The 19,920-nt window shown below is 69.3% G+C and carries 22 protein-coding genes, 1 tRNA gene and 1 pseudogene; 8 read left to right on the top strand and 16 right to left on the bottom strand.

Annotated elements, in window-relative coordinates:
• Positions 1-242: 242 nt before the first annotated feature.
• Both AC3A5T_RS14620 and AC3A5T_RS14615 read left to right on the top strand, forming a co-directional pair.
• A pseudogene (locus AC3A5T_RS14620) lies at positions 243-1,397 on the top strand (polyketide cyclase); the annotation flags it as partial.
• A 247-nt stretch (positions 1,398-1,644) separates the two neighbouring features.
• On the top strand, positions 1,645-2,016 hold the full coding sequence (locus AC3A5T_RS14615; protein WP_487629172.1) for a DUF423 domain-containing protein: 372 nt from the start codon (positions 1,645-1,647) through the stop codon (positions 2,014-2,016).
• 18 nt (positions 2,017-2,034) lie between these two features.
• Here the strand turns inward: AC3A5T_RS14615 and AC3A5T_RS14610 are convergent, their stop codons facing one another.
• From AC3A5T_RS14610 to AC3A5T_RS14580, 7 genes are read right to left on the bottom strand one after another with little or no spacing between them, the layout of a single operon-like run.
• Positions 2,035-2,844 (bottom strand): M15 family metallopeptidase, encoded by an 810-nt coding sequence (locus AC3A5T_RS14610; RefSeq protein WP_487629171.1) that lies wholly within the window; start codon positions 2,842-2,844, stop codon positions 2,035-2,037.
• Between the two features lie 31 nt (positions 2,845-2,875).
• A complete protein-coding gene (locus AC3A5T_RS14605; RefSeq protein ID WP_487629170.1) occupies positions 2,876-3,265 on the bottom strand; it encodes a DUF3887 domain-containing protein in 390 nt (129 codons plus the stop codon).
• Positions 3,266-3,316: 51 nt separating this feature from the next.
• On the bottom strand, positions 3,317-4,144 hold the full coding sequence (locus AC3A5T_RS14600) for a CPBP family glutamic-type intramembrane protease (protein ID WP_487629169.1): 828 nt from the start codon (positions 4,142-4,144) through the stop codon (positions 3,317-3,319).
• Positions 4,141-4,320 carry a DUF4177 domain-containing protein gene (locus AC3A5T_RS14595; protein ID WP_332076734.1) on the bottom strand — a complete coding sequence of 60 codons (180 nt, stop codon included), beginning with the start codon at positions 4,318-4,320 and terminating at the stop codon, positions 4,141-4,143. Before AC3A5T_RS14595 ends, AC3A5T_RS14600 begins: the two co-directional genes overlap by 4 nt.
• Positions 4,313-4,504, bottom strand: a complete 192-nt coding sequence (locus tag AC3A5T_RS14590; RefSeq protein WP_332076735.1) for a type II toxin-antitoxin system antitoxin — start codon at positions 4,502-4,504, stop codon at positions 4,313-4,315. Before AC3A5T_RS14590 ends, AC3A5T_RS14595 begins: the two co-directional genes overlap by 8 nt.
• Positions 4,501-4,842 carry a hypothetical protein gene (locus AC3A5T_RS14585; RefSeq protein WP_487629168.1) on the bottom strand — a complete coding sequence of 114 codons (342 nt, stop codon included), beginning with the start codon at positions 4,840-4,842 and terminating at the stop codon, positions 4,501-4,503. Before AC3A5T_RS14585 ends, AC3A5T_RS14590 begins: the two co-directional genes overlap by 4 nt.
• Positions 4,842-5,693 carry an SPFH domain-containing protein gene (locus AC3A5T_RS14580; RefSeq protein ID WP_332076737.1) on the bottom strand — a complete coding sequence of 284 codons (852 nt, stop codon included), beginning with the start codon at positions 5,691-5,693 and terminating at the stop codon, positions 4,842-4,844. Before AC3A5T_RS14580 ends, AC3A5T_RS14585 begins: the two co-directional genes overlap by 1 nt.
• A gap of 118 nt (positions 5,694-5,811) precedes the next feature.
• On the opposite strand from AC3A5T_RS14580, the gene AC3A5T_RS14575 reads away from it, so the two are divergent.
• From AC3A5T_RS14575 to AC3A5T_RS14555, 5 genes are read left to right on the top strand one after another with little or no spacing between them, the layout of a single operon-like run.
• A complete protein-coding gene (locus AC3A5T_RS14575; RefSeq protein WP_487629167.1) occupies positions 5,812-6,432 on the top strand; it encodes a CDP-alcohol phosphatidyltransferase family protein in 621 nt (206 codons plus the stop codon).
• A 55-nt stretch (positions 6,433-6,487) separates the two neighbouring features.
• Complete coding sequence (phaE, locus tag AC3A5T_RS14570; RefSeq protein ID WP_487629166.1) at positions 6,488-8,029, top strand: class III poly(R)-hydroxyalkanoic acid synthase subunit PhaE; 1,542 nt, start codon at positions 6,488-6,490, stop codon at positions 8,027-8,029.
• A 2-nt stretch (positions 8,030-8,031) separates the two neighbouring features.
• Complete coding sequence (gene phaC, locus AC3A5T_RS14565) at positions 8,032-9,099, top strand: class III poly(R)-hydroxyalkanoic acid synthase subunit PhaC (protein ID WP_487629165.1); 1,068 nt, start codon at positions 8,032-8,034, stop codon at positions 9,097-9,099.
• Positions 9,100-9,127: 28 nt separating this feature from the next.
• Positions 9,128-9,325, top strand: a complete 198-nt coding sequence (locus AC3A5T_RS14560) for a PspC domain-containing protein (protein ID WP_487629164.1) — start codon at positions 9,128-9,130, stop codon at positions 9,323-9,325.
• Between the two features lie 14 nt (positions 9,326-9,339).
• On the top strand, positions 9,340-9,774 hold the full coding sequence (locus AC3A5T_RS14555) for a hypothetical protein (protein WP_332076741.1): 435 nt from the start codon (positions 9,340-9,342) through the stop codon (positions 9,772-9,774).
• A 196-nt stretch (positions 9,775-9,970) separates the two neighbouring features.
• Here AC3A5T_RS14555 and AC3A5T_RS14550 read toward each other — a convergent pair whose 3' ends face one another.
• Together AC3A5T_RS14550 and AC3A5T_RS14545 are read right to left on the bottom strand one after the other, a co-directional pair.
• The gene (locus AC3A5T_RS14550; protein ID WP_487629163.1) at positions 9,971-11,323 is read right to left on the bottom strand and encodes an NRDE family protein; all 1,353 of its coding nucleotides are present in this window, start codon (positions 11,321-11,323) and stop codon (positions 9,971-9,973) included.
• Positions 11,324-11,432: 109 nt separating this feature from the next.
• Positions 11,433-11,518, bottom strand: a tRNA-Leu gene (locus AC3A5T_RS14545).
• 160 nt (positions 11,519-11,678) lie between these two features.
• Here AC3A5T_RS14545 and AC3A5T_RS14540 point away from each other — a divergent pair.
• On the top strand, positions 11,679-12,182 hold the full coding sequence (locus AC3A5T_RS14540) for a hypothetical protein (protein WP_487629162.1): 504 nt from the start codon (positions 11,679-11,681) through the stop codon (positions 12,180-12,182).
• Positions 12,183-12,203: 21 nt separating this feature from the next.
• Here the strand turns inward: AC3A5T_RS14540 and AC3A5T_RS14535 are convergent, their stop codons facing one another.
• From AC3A5T_RS14535 to AC3A5T_RS14505, 7 genes are all read right to left on the bottom strand, one after another.
• Positions 12,204-14,057: a DUF885 domain-containing protein gene (locus AC3A5T_RS14535; RefSeq protein WP_487629161.1), complete on the bottom strand. Its 1,854-nt coding sequence runs from the start codon at positions 14,055-14,057 to the stop codon at positions 12,204-12,206.
• Between the two features lie 104 nt (positions 14,058-14,161).
• Positions 14,162-14,767, bottom strand: coding sequence for a cysteine dioxygenase family protein (locus tag AC3A5T_RS14530; RefSeq protein ID WP_487629160.1), 606 nt, complete (start codon positions 14,765-14,767; stop codon positions 14,162-14,164).
• A 9-nt stretch (positions 14,768-14,776) separates the two neighbouring features.
• Complete coding sequence (gene metX / locus AC3A5T_RS14525) at positions 14,777-15,919, bottom strand: homoserine O-acetyltransferase MetX (protein ID WP_487629159.1); 1,143 nt, start codon at positions 15,917-15,919, stop codon at positions 14,777-14,779.
• Between the two features lie 34 nt (positions 15,920-15,953).
• On the bottom strand, positions 15,954-16,967 hold the full coding sequence (locus AC3A5T_RS14520) for a tetratricopeptide repeat protein (protein WP_487629158.1): 1,014 nt from the start codon (positions 16,965-16,967) through the stop codon (positions 15,954-15,956).
• Positions 16,967-17,410 (bottom strand): cytochrome c-type biogenesis protein, encoded by a 444-nt coding sequence (locus tag AC3A5T_RS14515; protein ID WP_487629157.1) that lies wholly within the window; start codon positions 17,408-17,410, stop codon positions 16,967-16,969. The genes AC3A5T_RS14520 and AC3A5T_RS14515 overlap by 1 nt, the downstream gene beginning before the upstream one ends.
• Positions 17,407-17,964, bottom strand: a complete 558-nt coding sequence (locus tag AC3A5T_RS14510; RefSeq protein ID WP_487629156.1) for a DsbE family thiol:disulfide interchange protein — start codon at positions 17,962-17,964, stop codon at positions 17,407-17,409. The genes AC3A5T_RS14515 and AC3A5T_RS14510 overlap by 4 nt, the downstream gene beginning before the upstream one ends.
• Positions 17,961-19,886 carry a heme lyase CcmF/NrfE family subunit gene (locus AC3A5T_RS14505; RefSeq protein WP_487629155.1) on the bottom strand — a complete coding sequence of 642 codons (1,926 nt, stop codon included), beginning with the start codon at positions 19,884-19,886 and terminating at the stop codon, positions 17,961-17,963. Before AC3A5T_RS14505 ends, AC3A5T_RS14510 begins: the two co-directional genes overlap by 4 nt.
• Between the last annotated feature and the right edge of the window lie 34 nt (positions 19,887-19,920).

The raw sequence follows: 19,920 nt of genomic DNA, 5'->3' as shown, positions 1-19,920 counted from the left end.
GCGTCCCCTTCGCAGCGGCACATCCGCTCGCCAGGCCGCGCCGTGCGGCCGTTTCACCATGCGCCGACACCGACTTGCTGAATGTGCCGTCGCCCGGCGCGACGGACGGTGCGTGGCCGCGCATCCTGCGGCTCGGGTCGCCCGCGCATCGATGCTTGATTGGACTCGCCCGGTTACACGCAACTTGATACGATTGCCGGTCTGTGCCGCCTCAGGCCGGATTTGGTCCTGGAGAACTCTGAATGACCCGTCTGCTCGAACTGCTGATTTCATGCGTCATCGTCGCCGTGCTGTTTCTCGTGGTGGCCGTCCTGCTTCCCTCCAGCCGCACCCTGACCGAATCAGCGGAAACCAACCGTCGTCAGACGATCGTGTTCGACACGCTCAACAGCGTGCTCCGCTTCAAGGACTGGTCGCCGGTCACCGCGTATGACCCGAACGCCGAACTGAAGATCTCCGGCCCCGAAGCCGGTGTCGGGGCGCGCATCGACTACAGCTCGACCCTCAAGCGCGTCGGTGACGGCAGCTGGGAAATCACCGAGTCCGAGCCGGGTACCCGCGTGGTCTACGCGGTCGAGAACCCGACCCGCGGCAACAACAAGACGACCACCTTCACCCTGAAGCCGACCGGTCGCAACAACCGCAACATCGAAATCACCCAGACCTACAGCGTCGATTACGGCTGGGATCTGCTGGGCCGTTTCGCCGGCCTGTACGTCAGCCGCAACATCGGTGACGGCATCAAGCTGGGCCTGGGTCGTCTGACCAACATGCTGGCCGCGGTGCCGAACGTCGATTACCGCGCCGAAGGCAGCACGCTGGCCAACCTGGCCGCCGCCGACCGTCCGGCCGAGAACCTGCTGGTCGTCGCCGCCGGTGCCGTCGAGCGCAACAACCAGGTCATCCAGGACTCGATGAAGGCCAACGTGGAGTGGATCAACCGCACCATGGCGGCGAATAACCTGGAAGCCGCCGGTCCGCTGCGCATCATCACCACCGAACTGGGTCGCGAAACCTACACGTTCGACATCGGCATGCCGGTCCGCAAGAAGGGCACCGGTCCGGCCGCGCCTGCTGCGCCGGCTGCTGCCGAAGGCGAGGGTGAAGAGACCGCCGCCGCCGCGCCGCCGGTTGCCGCATCGACCACCGATGCCGTCGAGCTGACCGGTCTGCAGCTGCTGGGCCCGGTGAAGGCTGTGTTCGTGCCGCGCGCTCGCGTCGCCAAGGCGAACTACAAGGGCTTCATGGCCGAGCTGGACAACGTCCGCAACGCCGTGCGCGCCTGGGCGCTGACGCAGGGTTACGAGGTCACCGACCGTCCGTACGAAAACTACGTCAACGGCATCGATACCGCGTTCACCGAGAACGGCGAGTTCGAGGTGTTCTGGACGCTGCGTGATCCGAACGCGGCACCTGCCGCAGCGGCGCCGGCGGCAGCGCCGGCACCGGCTGAAACCCCGGCGCCGGCCGAGGCGGCCGAGTCGGCCGAGGCACCTGCAGCGGCTCCGGCCGAGTAAGCAGGCGCAACCGCGCAGGTTGTGCATCGCACGCCGCATCCTTCGGGATGCGGCGTGTGTCGTTTCAGGGCCGCCGTTTTTTACGCGTGGCCCGCATCGCGCCGCTCGCGCGGCAATGGAGCAGGCAATGGGAATCGGATCCGGACGCACTGCGCGGCACATCGGTGGCCTGGTGGCGGCCGGCGCGCTGCTGGCGGGCGTGTCGGTCGGGCTGTCGGCCTACGCCGCGCATGCCGTCGACGGCGATGCGCGCGCCGCATTGCAGACCGCGGCGGTGTTCGCCTTCGGCCACGGCATCGCGCTCGTGCTGATGGGGCGCGCGGTGCGCGGCACGATCGAGCTGGCCTCTCTCGTCGCGTTGCTGCTCGGTACGCTGCTGTTCGCCGGCGCGCTGATCTCACGCCACCTGTTCGGCGGGCCGTCGTTCTTCGCGCCCTGGGGCGGCATGTTGACGATACTCGGCTGGCTGCTGCAGGCCGTGGCCGCGCTGCGGCGCTGATCGCGGCGCAGCAGCGGCTCAGTCGGTGGCGGGCCGGTACCGCCAGTGCCAGGGCTCGTAGACGATGCCGTGCGGATTGTCGCGTGGATAACTCATCGTGAACCCGTGGTCGGCGGCGTGGCGCGTCAGCCACTCGAATGCCGCGGTGTCCTCGAAAGATTCTTCTGCGGGCGGCTCACCCGGCGCGCTGATGTCGAGCGCGCTGCCGGCGTGGTGCTCGCTGTAACCGGGCGCGGCGTTGACCGCGAGAATCGCGTCGAGCGACAGGCCGCGCGCGCGTTTGCGATCGAAGATGCCCAGCTGGTAATCGTGGCTGCGATAGCCGGAGACCGCATCGAGTACGACGCCGTCGCGCGCGGCCGCCGCGTGGAGTCCCTGCCATGCGCGGGCGGTCTCCGACGTCAGCCACAAGGGACGGCGGTAGCGGTCGAGCCCGGCAAAGGCCAGCCACGCGGGTTCGGCGACGAGCGCAAGGCCGGTGCGCGCGGCATAGTCGTCGGCGTCGAGACCCAGCGCCGCGAGTCGGGCTTCGACCTGCGACAGCGGCAGATCGGGCGCCGCCGCGTGCGCCGCATGCGGCGCGCCCGCGTCGAGCAGATCCAATGCATCGTCGATGCCGGGCTCACGCTGCCAGCGCGGCATCAGCCCGATCACACCTTCGGGCAGCGCCGCGGCGAGATACGCACCGTCGCGCTTGCGCCGGAGCACCTGCGTCGCACGCGACAGCACCCGCGCGTCGCGATTGCTGCGCGCGCGCAGCAGGCGCGCGGGCCAGAGTTCGACATCGGGCGTGTTGAGCAGGAAGCGGGACGATGGATGGGCGTGCATGCGTGCAGCTTAGCGGCGCCGCAGCGCGCCGTCAGGGCGACGCGGTGACCGGTGCGAAATGCAGGCCGGCCACGCGACCTTCGGCATCGAGTGCGACGGTCGCATCCAGACTGGCCTGGGCGCGATGGATGCGTGTGACCACCACCGTCATGCCCTGCTGTCGCGTCACCCGGGGCGTATCGCGTGAGGTGACCGGCCCGGCGGCTTCGATCTGCGTCTGCACCTGGCGCAATGCATCGGCACTGAGCGCAGCGGTCATCTGCGGATCGAATGTGGCGGTGACCGCCGCGTAATCGCCTGCGTCCAGTTGTTCGAGCACGCGGGCCGCAGTGGCTTCGGCATCGGAGGTCGCGGTCTGCGCAATCGCGCTGCCCGTCGTGGCGCAGAGCAGGGCAGCAAGCAGCAGGGAACGGGTACGCATGATCGAGTCCTTTCGTTGAAATCTGGAATGAAACGGAGTGAAGCTGACCTTCTAAAGTACGCCCTGCGGCAGCAGCAGCGGCACCAGCGCATGCAGCACCAGATCGGCGGCGAAATGGGACAGCACGGCCATTTCGAAGCCGCGCTTCCAGTACAGCCAGCCGAACACGACACCACCGATGCCGTTGAGCAGCAGCGTGCGCGCGACGACGCCCGCGTCGAGGCCCCAGACCATCGATGCCGCCGGCAGATGTCCGAGTCCAAACAAGAGTGCGGCGATCAGGATCGCGGCCCATGCCACGCGCGGCGACAATGTGCCGTCGAAGCCGGCGCGCCTGCGCAGCAGCCAGGTCGCGGCCCACGCGATCAGCGTCATCAGGAACAGGCGCAGCTGCAGCTCTTCGACGATGCCGCCGTAGAACGAGGCCATCAGCCCGTAGAGCGCGCTGCGCGCCCCGATGATGTCGGTCATCTGGACGTCCGTGTCCGGCAACAGCAGCGGATCGAGCACGCGCGACAGCACGAGAATCGCGATCGCGACCGCGACGCCCAGCCCGAGCGACTGCCAGGGTGTGCGATCGCGGATCCGCGCATCGCCATGCCGGCTGACCCAATGCTGCAGCAGCGGCGCGCCGAGACCGACGCGGTGGCCCATGCGCAGGCCGCCCCAGGCGAGCAGGGCGCAGAGGATGAACATCGACATCGCCTGGATCGCGATCAGCGCCGGCAGCGGGATCGCGCCGCCGCCGGTCATGCGCGCAGGATCGATCTGCAGCAGATAGGGGATGACCGCGAGCGTGGCGACTGCGGCAGCGGCGGCGAGCAGGACCGCAATGCGCAGGTCCTGCCGCGGACGCGGCGCGTTCAAGGTCGCGCTCATGCGCGTTTCTTGAGGAACAGCAGCGTGGGGCCGACCGGCGCGGCGTACACGGCGTTGACCAGTTCCCAGCCCTGCAGGCCCAGTGATTGCAGGCGCGCCTCGATGTCCGTCGGCTTGATCCCGCCCAGCAGGCTCACCTTGATCTCCTCTACCTTGTATTGCCAACGCTCACTCATGCTCTGTGTCCTTCGGTCCTTCGGGTTCGGATGCCGGCGCGATACGGCCCGCGCGTCGCAGCGCCTCGCGCAGCAGGAATTCGATCTGCGCGTTGGCACTGCGCAGATCGTCGTCGGCCCAGCGCTGCACGGCCGCGAGGATCGCGGCGTTGATGCGCAGCGGATAGGCCTTCTTGTCGCTCACCCGCGACCGCCTCGCGCGCGGCGCTTGGCGCTGGCGACGGTGAAGATGCACGCGGCCGCCAGGCCATTGACCGCGATGAACATCACCACGATCAGCACGAGCAGGCGCCGCTCCTGATCGCCCCACAGCGCGAGGCCGAGCGCCGTGGCCAGCATCGCCAGGCCGATCATGCGCAGCAGCCGTGCGAGCGTGTTGTCGAGCACGGCCTTGTCGCGCACCGTCATGCCACCGCTGCCGCTCGACAGCGGCAGGCGCCCCTGCACGAGCCAGCGCGCCGACACGAACGCCGGCACCGCCATCAGCGCGAATACGATCGCGGCGAGGTGATGCGACGCCATCAGTACAGCGAGCCCGTGTTGATGATCGGCTGGGTGCCGCGATCGCCGCACAGCACGACCAGCAGGTTGCTGACCATCGCCGCCTTGCGCTCCTCGTCCAGCGTGACGACGCCGCTCTTCTGCAACTCCATCAGCGCCATTTCGACCATGCCGACCGCGCCGGCCACGATGCGCGTACGCGCGGCGATGACCGCGTTCGCCTGCTGACGCTGCAGCATCGCGTGGGCGATTTCCGGCGCGTAGGCGAGGTGGCTGATGCGTGCGTCGAGTACGTCGACGCCGGCCGCGGTCAGGCGCTCGTCGAGATGTTCCTTCAGACGATCGGAGATCTCGGTGGGATGGCTGCGCAGCGAGATCTGATCGTCCTCGTGCTGGTCGTAGGGATAGCTGGTCGCCATCGCGCGCAACGCCGCTTCGGACTGGATGTGCACGAAGCTCTCGTAGTCGTCGACGTTGAACACGGCTTCGGCCGAATCGACGACGCGCCAGACGATGACCGCGGCGATTTCGATCGGGCTGCCTTCGAGTTCGTTGACCTTGAGCCGGCCGCTCTCGAAGTTGCGCACGCGCAGCGAGACTTTCTTCTTGGTCAGGAACGGGTTGTTCCAGCGCAGACCGGCGTCCTTGACCGTGCCCACGTAGTTGCCGAACAGGCTCAGCACCGCGGCCTGGTTGGGTTCGATCATGTAGTGGCCGATCAGGGTGAACGCGGTCGCCAGGGCGACGACGATCGCGACGACCGGCAGGACGCCGCCGCTGCCCGTCAGCGTCCACGCGCACAGGGCGAGGACCGCCAGCTGGACCAGCAGGACCGGGATGCCGGGCAGGGAGCGGATCGGGTTTTCTTGCATCGCGGCGTCCTCGGATGGGTTTTGGATTTGATATCCAATTGATATCTTTCTGTCAATACTCACGCGCCCGCATGGGCCATCCCGTCACCATCGCCCGACGCCGTCCTCTGGAGCCCCGATGTCCCGACCCCGCCATTTCTCGATGCTCCGCGACTTCCAGCTGGCCGACTGGTTCACGCTGGGCAACGCCTTCTGCGGCACCGGTGCGGTGTTCGCTGCGATGCGCTATCTGCAGGACGGCAGCGTGCGCGATCTGCTGGTCGGCATGGCGCTGATCCCGCTGGCCTTCATCTTCGACGCGCTCGACGGCCGCATCGCACGCTGGCGCAAGGTCGCCTCCACGCTGGGCCGCGAACTCGATTCGCTGGCAGACGTCATCTCCTTCGGCGTCGCGCCGGCCGCGCTGGCCTATGCCTGCGGCATGCAGGGCGGGTGGGATGTGCTCGTGCTCGCCGGCTTCGTCTGCTGCGGCGTCAGCCGCCTCGCGCGCTACAACGTGACCGCCGAGACCCTGTCGCAGGGCAGCGACAAGGTGAAGTTCTTCGAGGGCACGCCGATTCCGTCGAGCCTGCTGCTGGTGGTGCTGCTCGCGGTCGCCGCCTGGCAGGGCAGCATCGGTGAGGCCCTGTGGCTCGGCGAAATGCGTCTCGGCCCGTGGCTGCTGCATCCGCTGGTGCTGGTCTTCGCCGCCTCCGGCGCGATGATGGTCAGCAAGACGCTGCGCATTCCCAAGTTCTGACCCGTCGGCGCCGCGTGGCGTTGCTATGATCGAACGCGGTTCGCAGGAGTCGACGATGTTCAACATGGGACAGGGACCGGACGCGCAGGTCGCGGATCTGGAGCGCCTCGCGCGCCGTTACTGGGATGCGTGGCGCGATGCCTTGCAGCGCACGATGCCGGGCAACGACTGGAACCCGATGGGCGCAGCGCCGTCGAGCGCGGGCGCCATGCCGTGGGGCGATCCCACGCAGTGGTTCAAGGGCGCCGCACCGCCGCCCGATGCCGGCACCGATGCATTGCGGCAGCTGCAGTCGATGGCGGGCCCCTGGCTCGAACAGATGCAGCGTGTCGCGGCGGGATTCGTGGGCCGCGAGGCCTCGCCCGAGGCAATTACCGCTGCCTGGCGCGAGGCGATGGGCGGCAATCCGGTCGGCACCATGTTCGCCGGCCTGCAGGGGCCGGGCATCGAAGGCTGGGACACGTGGCTGCAGCGGCTCAAGCCCTGGTTCGACGCGGCAGGCGCGAGCCAGGCGCTGGGTGGCAGCGGACGCGATGCGTTCTCGCTGCCGACATTCGGCCTGACCCGCGAGCATCAGGAGCGCTGGCAGCACCTGGGTCGCGCATTCGCCGACCATCAGCGCAGCCAGCAGGATTACCAGACGTTGCTGATGCAGGCTTCGACGGCTGCGTTCGGCATCTTTGAACGCAAGCTCGCCGCGCGTGATCCGGCGACGCCGATCGAAACGCCGCGCGCGCTGTTCGATCTGTGGATCGATGCTGCCGAAGAGGCCTACGCGGATGTCGCGCTGTCGCCCGCGTTCCGCAAGGCCTACGCCGATATGGTCGCGGGCCAGATGCGTCTGCGCCAGGCCGTGCAGCGCGAGGTTGAACAGGCCTGCCGCGTGCTCGACCTGCCGACGCGCACCGAACTCGATGGCGCGCATCGCAAGATCGCCGATCTCGAACGTGCGCTGCGTCGCGTGCGGGATCGTCTCGATGCCGTCGATGGTGCGGGCGCGCATGCGACCGCCACCTCGACCGCGCCGCCGCGTCGCCCTGCGGGGCCGACGCGTGTCGTGACGCCGGCGCCCGATCCGGCGGCGTCGAAGTCGCGTGTTGCAGCAGAAGACGCAGCCCCGGCGCAACCGGCTGCGAAGCGGGCAACCGTGAGACGGGCGCCTGCGAAGAAGTCGGCGGCGAAGAAGGTTGCGGTCAAGAAGACTGCAGCCAAAAAGGTCGCTGCGAAGAAGTCCACGACAAAACGTGCCGTCACGAAAACACCTGGCAAGAAAGTCGCACCGGCAAAGAAGGCTGTCGCGAAGAGGCCACCTGCGAAGACGACCGTCTCGAAGCCTGCACCGGCAGCGAAGTCGCGATCCGCAGCCAGCACCCGCGGTCGCAGTCCTGTCGCGGCCGCGAAGACGTCCGCGCGCAGCACGCGATCCGCCCGTCGCACGACGCCGGCACCTGCCACACCGGCGCGCGCGTCACGCAAGACTGCGCGCGCGCCGACGCGCGTCGCCAGCCTGCCCAACCTCGGTTTCGTCTCGCCGATTCCGATCGCGCCCGAGCCCCTGCAGGGCAAGGGCGGCAAGCCGCGTAAAGGGAAGCGCTGACCATGGCCGGACCGCTGCACATCACACCCGATCGCATCGCCGACGAAGCCGCGCGCATGCAGCAGAAGCTGGGCGTCGGCCTGCGCACGCTGCGCGAGGTCGGTGATTTCGACTACGGCGCAACCACGAAGCAGGAAGTCTGGCGCGACGGCAAGGTCGTGCTGTACCGCTTCATCGGCGAAAAGGCGCCGACCGCGCGCGTGCCGCTGCTGATCGCCTACGCACTGGTCAACCGGCCGTACATGGTCGATCTGCAGCACAACCGGTCGATCGTGAAAGGTCTGCTCGAGCGCGGCGAGGATGTCTACATCCTCGACTGGGGCTACCCGGACCGCTCCGATCGCTTCCTGATGCTCGAGGACTACATCGAACGCTTTCTCGGTGGCGCGGTGGATCACCTGCGTCGCAGCGCAGGGCTCGATGCGATCAACCTGCTCGGCATCTGCCAGGGCGGCACGTTCGCACTGAGCTACGCCGCGCTGCATCCCGAGCGCGTGCGCAATCTGATCACGATGGTCACGCCGGTGGATTTCCACACCGACGACAACATGCTCGCGCACTGGACGCGCGATCTCGACGTCGACCTGTTCGTCGACACGCTCGGTAACGTGCCGGCCGACATGATGAACGCGTGCTACCTCACGCTGAAGCCGTGGCGGCTGCTGGTGCAGAAATACGTGGGCGTGGTCGACATCCTCGACGACGCACCGGCGCTGGAGGATTTCCTGCGCATGGAGAAGTGGATCTTCGATTCGCCCGACCAGGCCGGCGAAACCTTCCGCCAGTACATCAAGCAGTTCTACCAGGGCAACGGCTTCGTCAATGGCGGCATCGTCATCGGCGATCGCGAAGTGCATCTGGGGCTGGTCGAGATGCCGGTGCTCAACATCTTCGCCGAGCAGGACCATCTGGTGCCGCCGGATGCGTCGCGCGCGCTGCGCGGGCTCGTCGGCACGCAGGACTATTCGGAACTGTCGTTCCGCGGCGGACACATCGGCATCTACGTGTCGGGTCGCGCGCAGACCCAGGTGCCGTCGGCGATCCACGACTGGCTGGCGCAGCGCGCATGATGCGCCTGCGATCCGGGGGCGCGCGCTGATGTCGACGCCCACATTGAGCCGCACGCGCGAGGATCGCGTGATCGCCGGCGTCGTCGGCGGCATTGCCCGGCGCTACGGGTGGAATCCGACGATCGTGCGCGCGCTGTTTGTCATCGTGTCGGTGGTGTCGGCCGCGTTCCCAGGCCTCCTCGTCTACCTGCTGCTGTGGATGCTGATGCCGGAAGGCGAGGGCTGAGCGTGCATCCGGTGGTGCGCGTCGCGGCCCTGGCGCTCGGCGCGGTGTGGACGGTGCCCAACACGCTGATCGGCCTCGTCGGCGGGCTCGCGGGCCTGCCCTTCGGTGCGCACTGCCGCTGGCGTCGCGACGATCTCGCACTGGTGTTCGACCGCTGGCCCTGGGGCCCGGGCGGGGCGATCACGTTCGGCAACGTGATCCTGCATACCGGCGACTCGCTGGACGTGCGCTGCACGACCTACGCGCACCGCGCGGCCTGGTGCGAGGACGCGCCGATCCAGCTGGCCGACCACGAACGCGCGCATGTCTACCAGTACATGGTGCTCGGGCCGCTGTTCCTGCCGATGTATCTGGTCTTCGGCGGGGTCAGCGTGCGCAACCGCTTCGAGCGTGCCGCCGATCGTTACGCCCTGACCGGCCGCGGCTGGTGGCCTTGGCCGCGCCCCTGAGCCTGCCGACGGACGGTCGAAGGTGTTGACGGGTCGATAACGGATCCGGCGCTAGCTTCGTGGCGTCGAAGCAGACCCCGGACGGCAAGGCCGACCGCAGACGCTCCGGCACTGGAAGGCCCGGCCGGCCGGAGACATCCGGCAGACTGGGCCTTTCGCACATCCGGCAGTCCGAGAGGCCGGTGTGTTCCCGAGGTCACTGGAGCCGTCGATGCGCTACGACCGTGATGCCGTATCCCCCTGGGCCTTCTTTCTGCCGATCGCGCTCGCCGTGCTGGTGGGCAGCCTCGTCGCCGATGCGATCGGCGGCATGCTCCGCGACCGCTTCGACGACGCGCCGCCGGCGGTGGTCGCACAGACGCCCGCGCCGGTCGACACGCCACCGGTTCAGACCACTGCGCCGGTCGAGACGGCGCCGGCACTGTACGCACCCGTCGCACAGCCCGAGCCGGTGGTCGAAGCTCCGAATCCAGACGCTGCCCAGCTCGCGCAGCCCGACACTGCGGGCGAGGCACCGTCGGCCGCGGCGACGCCGGTGAATGATGGCGCACGTCGCCTGTCGGGACCGATGACCGCACGCCAGGCGGGCGAGAGCGAGAGCTGCATCAACAATACCGTCGCCACGCGCAGTCCGAACGGTTGGGAACAGGCACTGGAAAACGATGCGCCGGTGCGCTGCGAGGCGACCTCGAACTGAGGGCGCCGGTAGGGGTTGTCGCAGCCGGACGCGTATGAAGCGGCGCGGGCGCTGGCGCGCTGGCAACGCCAACCGCTGCTGCGTCGTACCGATCGCCGCGCCATCGGCAGCGAAACGCCGTTCGCAGAACATCACGTGTTCCGTGTCCACCAGCACCACGCTGCTGCACCGGGTGCCGTACTGCCGATCTTCGATGAAGGCGGGCGACAGACGTCGCTCCAGCGCGCGCCCGACACCGGTCTCCGGAAGCGCCGCGTCTGGCGCCGTGCGCGTATCCCGCAGCCCGGCGAACACCGGTGCCAGCGCCGCAACGTCGATCGACGCGAGCGGAGCGCCGGGCGCGGTCGTCTCCAGCCAGTCGGCCAGCGTCCGCGTCGCCGCGGTGCTCTTCGGCCAAGGCGCATCGAAGGCGCCGTTGGACATCGCATGCAGGCCCGGCGCAACCGGCGCGGCATCGAAACGCGGGTGGTTGCTGGCGAACCACAGCGCATCGCCATCCCAGAGCAGCAGATTGAAGCGGCCGTAGTCCCGCGCCGTCCTCGACAGGCCCTGCGCGAAGTCGGCAGCCGATACCTCGCCCTGCGCGAAGTCGCGCACCAGCCAGCCACGCGACAGCGCAGCCGCCTCCGGCGCGCTGCCGGCGCGCACGTTCGTCACTGCGGCAAGCCGCCCGCGCGACGAGGCGAGCAGCCAGCTGCCGCCCTGCACCAGATCACGGCCGCCGTAGACGTCGGGATGCTGCGGATCGAACGCAGCGGCCGCGGTCGGGCGCGCGTGGAATTCGTCGCGGTTGGCGATCAGCGCGAGTGGCAGATCGGGGCGGGTGTTCCAGGCGATGGCGATTAGGCACATGCCCGCATGCTAGCCGAGCATCCGGGTGGGCGATGCGAGACTCGATGCGGCACACGACGACGTTCGCGACGGCCCCAACGGCAACGGCCCGCATGCGCGGGCCGTCGACTGGTACCGGAGGCGGGACTCGAACCCGCACGCTTTTAAGGGCGGCGGATTTTGAGTCCGCTGCGTCTACCATTCCGCCACTCCGGCACGGACGCGGGAGTATAGCGGAAGCGCGCGGCGGCCTGAATCCCGGCGTCTTTGCGTTCTCCAAACATGTGGGGCGGCATCATGCGCAAGCCGGCGCAGGGCCGGGAGCCCGGGAGGCCACATGCACGATCGAATCGAGCCGCACGGGATGGCGGCCTGGATGTCTGCGCGAACGCGCCTGTCGGCGGCGCGCGCGCGTCGTATGCGGATCCTGTTCGCGGTGCTGCTGCCGTTGACCGCCGCTGCCTGCGCGAGCCAGCCGGCCCAGCGCGTCGCCGATGCCGAGCCGGTCGCCGAACGCGAGATCGTGCTGCCGGCGGGCAGCCGCACCGTGCCGGCGCAGCCCAACGGCGAGGTGCGCCTCGCCGAAGGCGTGTTCCGCGTGCACCTGAGCAACATCCGCTGCGTGCGCGCGCCGTGTCCCAACGGCTACATGGTGTCCAACGTCGAAGGCCGGCCGGACGCGTTGCGTCCCGACGTACCGCAGCCGGTGTCGCGCATGCCCGAACAGGTCCGCTTCGATGCAGCCTCCGGTGGCGCGGTCGAGGACGGTCTGGTGGAGAAAGCGCACATCGGCGACGGCATCGTGGTCGACGGCCGTGCCTGGCTGATCGAAGGTGGCCGCACGCTGCGGGTCGAAGTCAGGCAGCTGCTGTCCGACTGACCTCGGTGCCGGGGCGTCGGCTCAGCCGGCGCCGCCTTCGTCCGCGATCTTCGACGCGGCGATCCACGCATCGACCGCGCGCGACACCACGTCCAGCGGCAACGCGCCGTTCTCCAGCAGCACGCTGTGGAAGGCGCGCAGGTCGAAACGCTTCTTCAGCGACTGCCGCGCATGTCCGCGCAGCGCGAGCAGCGTGTGCAGGCCGACCGTGTGCGCGCACGCGCGACCTGGACGCACCAGCTGACGCTGCGCTTCGCTGCGCGCCTGCGCCTCGCTCATCCCGGCGACGTCGCGCAGATAGGTCTGCGCCTGCGCGAGCGTCCAGCGTTCGGAATGCAGGCCCGTATCGACGACCAGTCGCGCCGCGTGCACCAGCTCCGCGCGCAGGCGGCCGAGATCGCCCTGCGGATCGTCGTCGTAGACCCCCATCTCGACCGCTAGCCGCTCGGCATACATCGCCCAGCCTTCGGTGAACGCGGTCGGCGCCAGACTGCGCCGCAGTCGCGGCAACGCGAGCTGCGACTGAGCGAGACCGACTTGCAGGTGATGGCCGGGCAGTCCGTTGTGATAGACCAGCGTCGGCAGCCCGCCTTCGGGCAGGGCACGCACCTGCGCGACATCGAGCACCAGGGCGCCGGGCCGCACGTCGCCGCCGGGCGGCACGTAGTAGACCGCGGCGTTGCCGGTCGCGTAGGCCGGCGCCAGCTGGACTTCGAGTGGTTGCGTCGGCAGTGCGCTGAAGTAACCGGGCAGCGCGTCCTCGATCGCATCCAGGCGCGCCTGCACCGATGCGCGCAAGGCCTCGCGGTCGGCGTCGGAGATGGGCGGAACGCCGTCTTCGGGCGCACCGTCCGCGGGTTCCGCGGCCTCAGGCGCCTCGCCCCCGGTCAGCGGCAGGCGGTCGCGGACGATCGCCGCCATCTCGCCGCGGATGCGGCTGACTTCATCGTGTCCGAGGGCATGCAACTGGGCCGCGTCGATGCCGACGCCGGTGTTCCAGCGCAGCGCCGCGGCATAGTAGTCGTCGCCGTCGGGCAAGGCCCAAACGCCATTGTCGGCATCCTGCGTGGCGATGGCGGCTTCGATACGCGCGAGCAGGCGCGTGTAGGCCGGCAGCGTGGCGTCCTCGATTGCCGCACGCGCATCGCGCAACAGTTCCTCGCGCAGCGCGGCGTCGATGCCCTGCGCGCCGTCCAGCTTGCGGGCGAACGCCTGCACGAACGGACTGCTGTCCACGCCGACGCGGACCAGATCGCGGATCTGCAGCGCGGCGCCTTCGAGTGCGATGCGCGGCGGCACGACACCGTGGCTCGCCTGCAGGTCGAGGTTGTCGCGCACCTGGTCGAGCTTGGTCGCCACCGCATGCAGTCGCGCGACGTAATTGCGTGCCTCGGCCGCACCGGTCACCGGCTGCGCGCTTTCGAAGAAGCCCGGCAGCGACATCGGAATGCTCGACAGCTGGTCGACGGCGTAAAGATTCGTGCCCAGCGGCAACCATGCCGGCGACCAGTCGAAGCCGAGCAGATCGGCCTGGCTGCGGTAGAACCAGCGCGCCATTTCCAGCGTGCGTTGCTGCTGCGGCGCGAAGGCGTCGTCGTCGATATCGTCGAGCGCGGCGAGATTCGCGGCCAGCGTGTCACGCAGTTCGGCGCGGTGGACCAGTGACGCGTCGGTCAGGCGACCGGCGGCGATGCGCGAATCCGGACTGTCGATGCCGAGCACGGTCATCGCTTCGGGATCGTTGGCGAGGAACGCATCGAACTGCGCGTCGACCAGCGCATCGACAGCGCGGCCATCGGCATCGGGCACGGTGGGGGACTGGCCGCAGGCGGCAAGCAACATCGCCAAGGAGGCGGTCAGCAGCGATCGGGTCATCGGCCTCGACGGAGAGCGGCGGGGGGAGCCGGCCCACTGTAGCGGCTGGGGTCGCGGGATGCGCCCCCCTGTTCACCTTCGACGGGCGACGTTGCAGCCGTCGATCAGTCGACGGTGTCGACGGCCAGCGAGGCGTCGTAGCGCAGATACCAGTCGTCCGCCTCGGGACGGAAGCGCGCGCAATGTTCGATCGGCGCCTGGTAGACGTGCAACGACACCGCGATGGCTTCGGCACTGGCGTTGCGGATCGTGTGGTACTCGTGCGGCGGAATCAGGCTGCCGGCGCTGCCGACACCGGCCTGAATGCCCGAGGCCGCGCGGAAACGGAATCGCTCGCCGTCGGATTCGAGCAGTTCGTACTGGGCGATTTCCAGCGTGCCGCGCCAGATGCCTTCCACGCACCACAGGCCGTCGTGGTCGTGAATCGGCGTGCCCTGGCCGGGCGCCCAGGTCATCGCGACGATGCTGTAGCCGTGCGCAGGACTGCGATACAGCTCGCGACGCGCGTAGTGGCCGTCGACCGGCAACTGCGTGCAGGCCGGCAGTTCGACCGCGGGATCGCGGATCAGCGCGCACATGGCGCCGCGCAGCGCGCTGGTGACGGCGTGGTGGTCGCCGGCCGCGATGGCCGCATCGATCGCTGCGATCATCCGGTCGCGGCCCTGGAAGGCGACGTCGGGGATGTCGGTGGCGGTGGACTCGAAACGCATTGCTGCAGTCTAGCCCGCGACCTGCGCACGTGCAGGCGGCAGCGCAGCAAGAAAATCCGCGACCGCCGGTCCGAAGCGCGCGATGTCGACGAGAAACGCGTCGTGCCCCTGCGGCGATTCCAGCGGCAGGAAGGTCGCGTCGATACCGCCGGCGCGCAGGCCGTCGGCGATCTGCTGTTGCTGCTGCAGCGGAAACAGGATGTCGGTGTGCACGCCGATCGCGAGCGCGCGTTCGACGCGCAGTGTCGCCAGGCCGTCGTCGGTGCTGCCGCCGCAGCTTTCGCCGATGTCGAACCAGTCCATCGAGCGGCTGAGGTAGAGATAGCAGTTGGGATCGAAGCGGCGCACGAACCGGCGCGCATGGCCTTCGAGATAGCTCTCGACTTCGAATTCGAGGCCGAACGGCTCGTCGTCGTCGCGGCGGTCGGATTCCAGCCGCACGCGGCCGAAGCGGCCGTCCCATTCCAGCGCCGAGCGATAGGTGATCACGCCGAGCTTGCGCGCCATGCGCATGCCGCTCTCGGGATAGGCGCTGTCGGTGTAGGCACCGTTCTGCCACATCGGATCGAGGCGGATCGCCTCGCGCTGCAGCGAGCGGATCGCGATCGAGAACGGCAATGCGCGCGCGGCGCCGCAGATGTTGATGTGCGTGCGCGCGAGACCCGGAAAGCGCGCGAGCAATGCGAGCGCGGTCATGCCGCCCATCGAATTGCCGATCACGCAGGCCAACCGTTCGATGCCGAGCGCGGCGACGACGTGCGCAGCGGCGTCGGCGCCGTCTTCGACCGACAGTTCCGGAAACGCGAGCCGGTACGGCGCGCCGGTGTCGGGATTGTTCGATGCCGGGCCGGTGGAGCCCTTGCAGCTGCCGAGCGAGTTCACGCAGATCACGAACCAGCGGTCGGTATCGATCGGTTTGCCGGGGCCGAGCATCGGCTCCCACCAGCCGGGCGTGGTGTCGTCGGCGTGGCTGGCAGCGTGCGCGTCGGGCGACAGGCCGGTGACGATCAGGATCGCGTTACCGCGTTCGGCGTCGAGCGTGCCCCAGGTCTCGTAGGCCATGCGGGCGCCGCGGAGCGCGCCACCGCGCTTCATCGGGAACGGCGAGGGCAGATCGATGAAGCGGCTGCCCGGCGGGATGAATTCGGTCATCGCGCCAGTGTAGCGACTCGGCGTGTGGCGCCGGTCAGGGCGTCGCGGCGACGGGCACGACGAGCTCGACCGGATCGCGCGCCGGCAACGTCACTCGCACCGGTGCGGATTCGAGATCGCCTGCGGCGCGTGCGGCATCGCCACTGCGCGAGATGCGCGCGACGAGTTCCACCGAATCGAGCGCCGACAGCGGCTGGGTCGGCATCGGGCTGTCGCCGTCGCCGAGCACGATGTCGAGCGGCAACGCCGACACCGGATGCCGCTGCACCGCGAACGGCATCGGCGGACCGCCGGGCTGGCGGGCGATGACGAACACCGTTGCGTCGCCGGGCAGCGTGGCGCCGGCAGGATCGAGTCGTACGCGGACGCGTAACGCATGCGTGCCAGGCGTGGGGGCTGCGGTAGTCGCCGATGCGTCGTCCACAGGCATGCCGGCGGCAGTGCGCGCGACGGCGATCTGGGTGCGCAGCGCGTCGGCAGCGGCACCATCGAGCAGCGGCAGCAAGGGCGTCCACGTCGCGACCGCGCCGGCATCGTCGCCGGCCTGACGCTGCGCGATGCCCAGATACCAGCGTGCATGCTGATGGTCGGGATTGCGCGCGAGCACATCGCGCAATGTCCGGACCGCCGCCGCATCGAAGCGCCGGTCGGGCGCTGCGCGCGCGCTGGCCTGCGCGGCTTCGACCTGCACCGCGTCGTCCTCGGGCAGCAGCTTCGCAGCGCGTGCGATCGCATCGCGCGCGTCGGCGTGCCGGTCCAGTCCGGCGTAGGCGCGGCCCAGCAGCAGCCAGCCTTCGGGCTGCCGAGGATCGCGCTGCAGATCGGCTTCCAGACGCGCGATCGCATCGTCCAGTGAATCGGGCGCGGCGAGCTCGGCGGGATCGAGCGCCTGCGGCGTGCCCACCAGCATGTACATGCCGGCCACCAGCACCGGCACAAGCAGCGTGACCGCGATCGCCACCCGCGACGCGCCGCGGCGCAGCCCCCAGGTCAAGGCGACCACGGTCCCCAGCGTCAGCACGATCGCGAGCACGACGAACAGCAGCATCACCAGGTCTCCGTGTCGTCGGGCGGCAGCGGCGCGGCCTGCCGGCGCGACGCGACGACGCGCCAGATCACCACACCACCGACGCCGAGCAGCAGCAGCGGGCCGAACCACAGCAGCCACGTCGACGGGCCGATCTGCGGGCGGTACAGCACGAACTCGCCATAGCGCGCGACCAGATGCGCCTTGATCGCCGGGTCGTCCAGTCCTTCGCGCATCAGCGTCAGCACTTCGCGGCGCAGGTCGTGGGCGATCTGCGCGTTGGAATCGGCCAGCGACTGGTTCTGGCACATCACGCAGCGCAGTTCGGCGACGAGGCTGTGGAAGCGGCGTTCTTCGGCCGTGTCCTCGAAACGCAACGGCGCGGCATCGACAGCGGCCTGCGCGCGCGCAGCCTGCGGCCACGTCAGGCACAACAGCAATGCGAGCAACGCGGCGCGGATCACGGCGCCTCCAGCTGTTCGACGACGGGCATCAGCTGCTCGCGGATCGTCGCATCGGTCATCGGGCCGACGTGCTTCCACAGGATCGTGCCGTCGCCATCGACGAGGAAGGTTTCCGGCGCGCCGTAGATGCCCCATTCGATCGCGGCCTTGCCGTCGTAGTCGGCGAGCACGAGCGCGTAGGGATTGCCGAACTGCGCGAGCCAGCGCGTCGCGTCTTCGGGTTCGTCCTTCCAGTTGAAGCCGATCACGCGCACGCGGCCGGTCTTGGCAAAGGCGCTGACTACCGCATGTTCCTCGCGGCAACCCGGGCACCAGCTGCCCCAGACGTTGAGCAGATACGGCGCGCCGCGCAGATCGGCCTGCGTGACCAGGCGCTCCGGCGCGCCGAGCACCGGCAAGCGGAATGCCGGCGCCGGCTTGCCGATCAGGGGCGAGGGCAGGGCGTCGCGGTCGGGACTGCGGCTCAGCCAGACGCCGGCGGCCAGCAGCGCGAGGATCACGCCGAAGACGACCAACGGCAGCCAGCGGGCGCGCGAGGCGCTGGGCGCGCTCATGCGGTCTTCTCGCGACGCGGCCGGCGGAAGCGGCGATCGGCTGCGGTCACGAAACCGCCCAGCGCCATCAGGAACGCGCCCGCCCAGACCCAGCGCACGAAGGGTTTGATGTGCACGCGCAACGCCCAGGCGTCGCCGCCGAGTGGTTCACCGAGCGCGACGTAGACGTCGCGCGACACGCCGGGACGGATCGCCGTCTCGGTCATCACCTGGCCGCCGCTGGCGTAGGTGCGTTTCTCGGGATGCAGCGTGGTGACCAGCCGGTCGTCGCGCAGCATCCGCACCGTGCCGCGGTCGGATTCGTAGTTCGGGCCGACGTGATGCGCGACGCTGTCGAGCACGAAGGCATCGCGGCCGATCTCCAGCGATTGTCCCGGCAGCAGCGCGACCTCGCGCTGCACATTGAGGCCTTCGACCAGCAGCGCGCCGATCAGGAACACCGAAATGCCCAGATGCCCGAGCACCATGCCGGTCATCTCCGCGCCCATCCGGCCACCCGGCGCGCGCAGGCGCGTCCACACGAATCGCGCCGTGCCGCCGGCCACCCAGACCGCACCGGCCACGCCCATCGCCACCTTCCACGGCCCCTGCGGCGCGGTGAAGAACGCGAGGGTCGCGGCGATCAGCGCGAGCGCCGCCCACGGCAGCAGCATGCGCAGCAGCTTCGACATGTCTTCGTTCTGCCAGCGGGTCAGCGGACCGAACGGCAGCAACAGCACCAGCGGCGCCATCAGCAGCAGGAACAGCAGCCCGAAGTAGGGCGGGCCGACCGAAATCTTGCCGAGATTCAACGCATCAGCCAGCAGCGGATACAGCGTGCCCAGGAGCACCATCGCGCAGGCCGCGACCAGCAGTAGATTGTTCGCCAGCAGCAGGGTTTCGCGCGAGGTCGCCGCGAACGGTTTGCCGTCGCGGCCATCGGGTGCGCGCAGCGCGTACAGCAGCAGCGAACCGCCGACGACGAGGCCGAGGAACACCAGGATGAAGAGCCCGCGCGTGGGATCGGCGGCGAAGCTGTGCACGCTGGTCAGCACGCCCGAACGCACGAGGAATGCACCGAGCAGCGACAGCGAGAACGTCGCGATCGCCAGCAGCAGCGTCCAGCCATGGAAACTGCCGCGTTTTTCGGTCACCGCCTGCGAATGGATCAGCGCCGCGCCGGCAAGCCACGGCATGAAGCTGGCGTTCTCGACCGGATCCCAGAACCACCAGCCGCCCCAGCCGAGTTCGTAGTACGCCCACCACGAGCCGAGCGCGATGCCGATCGTCAAAAACGCCCACGACACGTTCGTCCACGGCCGCGTCCAGCGCAGCCAGTGCGCGTCGACCCTGCCGTCGAGCAGCGCGGCGATCGCGAAGGCGAACGGCACCATGAAACCCGAGTAGCCGATGTAGAGCATCGGCGGGTGCACGATCATCCCCGGATCCTGCAGCAGCGGATTCAGATCGCGGCCTTCGAGGGGCATCGGCAGGATGCGTTCGAACGGGTTGCTGGTGAAGATCAGGAACGCTAGAAAGCCCAGGCAGACCGCGCCCATGACGCTGAGCACGCGCGCCAGCACCACGTCCGGCAACGAGCGCGAGAACCACGCCACCGCCGCGTTCCAGCACGCGAGCACGAACACCCACAGCAGCAGCGAACCCTCGTGGCCGCCCCAGACCGCGGTGAAGCGGTAGACCATCGGCAGCAGCGAGTTCGAGTTCTCGGCGACGTAGCGCACCGAGAAATCCTGTTGCACGAAGGCGGTGGTCAGCATCGCCCAGGCGACGAACGTCAGCGCCCACTGCGCATAGGCCGCGGGACGCGCGGTCGCCATCCACGGCGCGAGACCGCGCTGCGCGCCGAGCAGCGGCAGCACCGTCTGCAGGGTCGCGGCGATCAGCGCCAGCAACAGCGCGATCTGGCCGAGCTCAGGCAGCATCGGCGACTCCGGCATGTGCGCCACGCACCCCTTC

This window comes from Luteimonas sp. Soil_C_16 (assembly GCF_057657295.1).
Note: the sequence above shows the minus strand (reverse complement) of the source record. Positions and strands in the feature narration are given on the sequence as shown.

Coding starts and splice junctions, on each gene's coding strand:
- AC3A5T_RS14615 (WP_487629172.1), top strand. CDS start 1,645: ATGGGAATCGGATCCGGACGCACTGCGCGGCACATCGGTGGCCTGGTG.
- AC3A5T_RS14610 (WP_487629171.1), bottom strand. CDS start 2,844: ATGCACGCCCATCCATCGTCCCGCTTCCTGCTCAACACGCCCGATGTC.
- AC3A5T_RS14605 (WP_487629170.1), bottom strand. CDS start 3,265: ATGCGTACCCGTTCCCTGCTGCTTGCTGCCCTGCTCTGCGCCACGACG.
- AC3A5T_RS14600 (WP_487629169.1), bottom strand. CDS start 4,144: ATGAGCGCGACCTTGAACGCGCCGCGTCCGCGGCAGGACCTGCGCATT.
- AC3A5T_RS14595 (WP_332076734.1), bottom strand. CDS start 4,320: ATGAGTGAGCGTTGGCAATACAAGGTAGAGGAGATCAAGGTGAGCCTG.
- AC3A5T_RS14585 (WP_487629168.1), bottom strand. CDS start 4,842: ATGGCGTCGCATCACCTCGCCGCGATCGTATTCGCGCTGATGGCGGTG.
- AC3A5T_RS14580 (WP_332076737.1), bottom strand. CDS start 5,693: ATGCAAGAAAACCCGATCCGCTCCCTGCCCGGCATCCCGGTCCTGCTG.
- AC3A5T_RS14575 (WP_487629167.1), top strand. CDS start 5,812: ATGTCCCGACCCCGCCATTTCTCGATGCTCCGCGACTTCCAGCTGGCC.
- phaE (WP_487629166.1), top strand. CDS start 6,488: ATGTTCAACATGGGACAGGGACCGGACGCGCAGGTCGCGGATCTGGAG.
- phaC (WP_487629165.1), top strand. CDS start 8,032: ATGGCCGGACCGCTGCACATCACACCCGATCGCATCGCCGACGAAGCC.
- AC3A5T_RS14560 (WP_487629164.1), top strand. CDS start 9,128: ATGTCGACGCCCACATTGAGCCGCACGCGCGAGGATCGCGTGATCGCC.
- AC3A5T_RS14550 (WP_487629163.1), bottom strand. CDS start 11,323: ATGTGCCTAATCGCCATCGCCTGGAACACCCGCCCCGATCTGCCACTC.
- AC3A5T_RS14540 (WP_487629162.1), top strand. CDS start 11,679: ATGTCTGCGCGAACGCGCCTGTCGGCGGCGCGCGCGCGTCGTATGCGG.
- AC3A5T_RS14535 (WP_487629161.1), bottom strand. CDS start 14,057: ATGACCCGATCGCTGCTGACCGCCTCCTTGGCGATGTTGCTTGCCGCC.
- AC3A5T_RS14530 (WP_487629160.1), bottom strand. CDS start 14,767: ATGCGTTTCGAGTCCACCGCCACCGACATCCCCGACGTCGCCTTCCAG.
- metX (WP_487629159.1), bottom strand. CDS start 15,919: ATGACCGAATTCATCCCGCCGGGCAGCCGCTTCATCGATCTGCCCTCG.
- AC3A5T_RS14520 (WP_487629158.1), bottom strand. CDS start 16,967: ATGCTGCTGTTCGTCGTGCTCGCGATCGTGCTGACGCTGGGGACCGTG.
- AC3A5T_RS14510 (WP_487629156.1), bottom strand. CDS start 17,964: ATGAGCGCGCCCAGCGCCTCGCGCGCCCGCTGGCTGCCGTTGGTCGTC.
- AC3A5T_RS14505 (WP_487629155.1), bottom strand. CDS start 19,886: ATGCTGCCTGAGCTCGGCCAGATCGCGCTGTTGCTGGCGCTGATCGCC.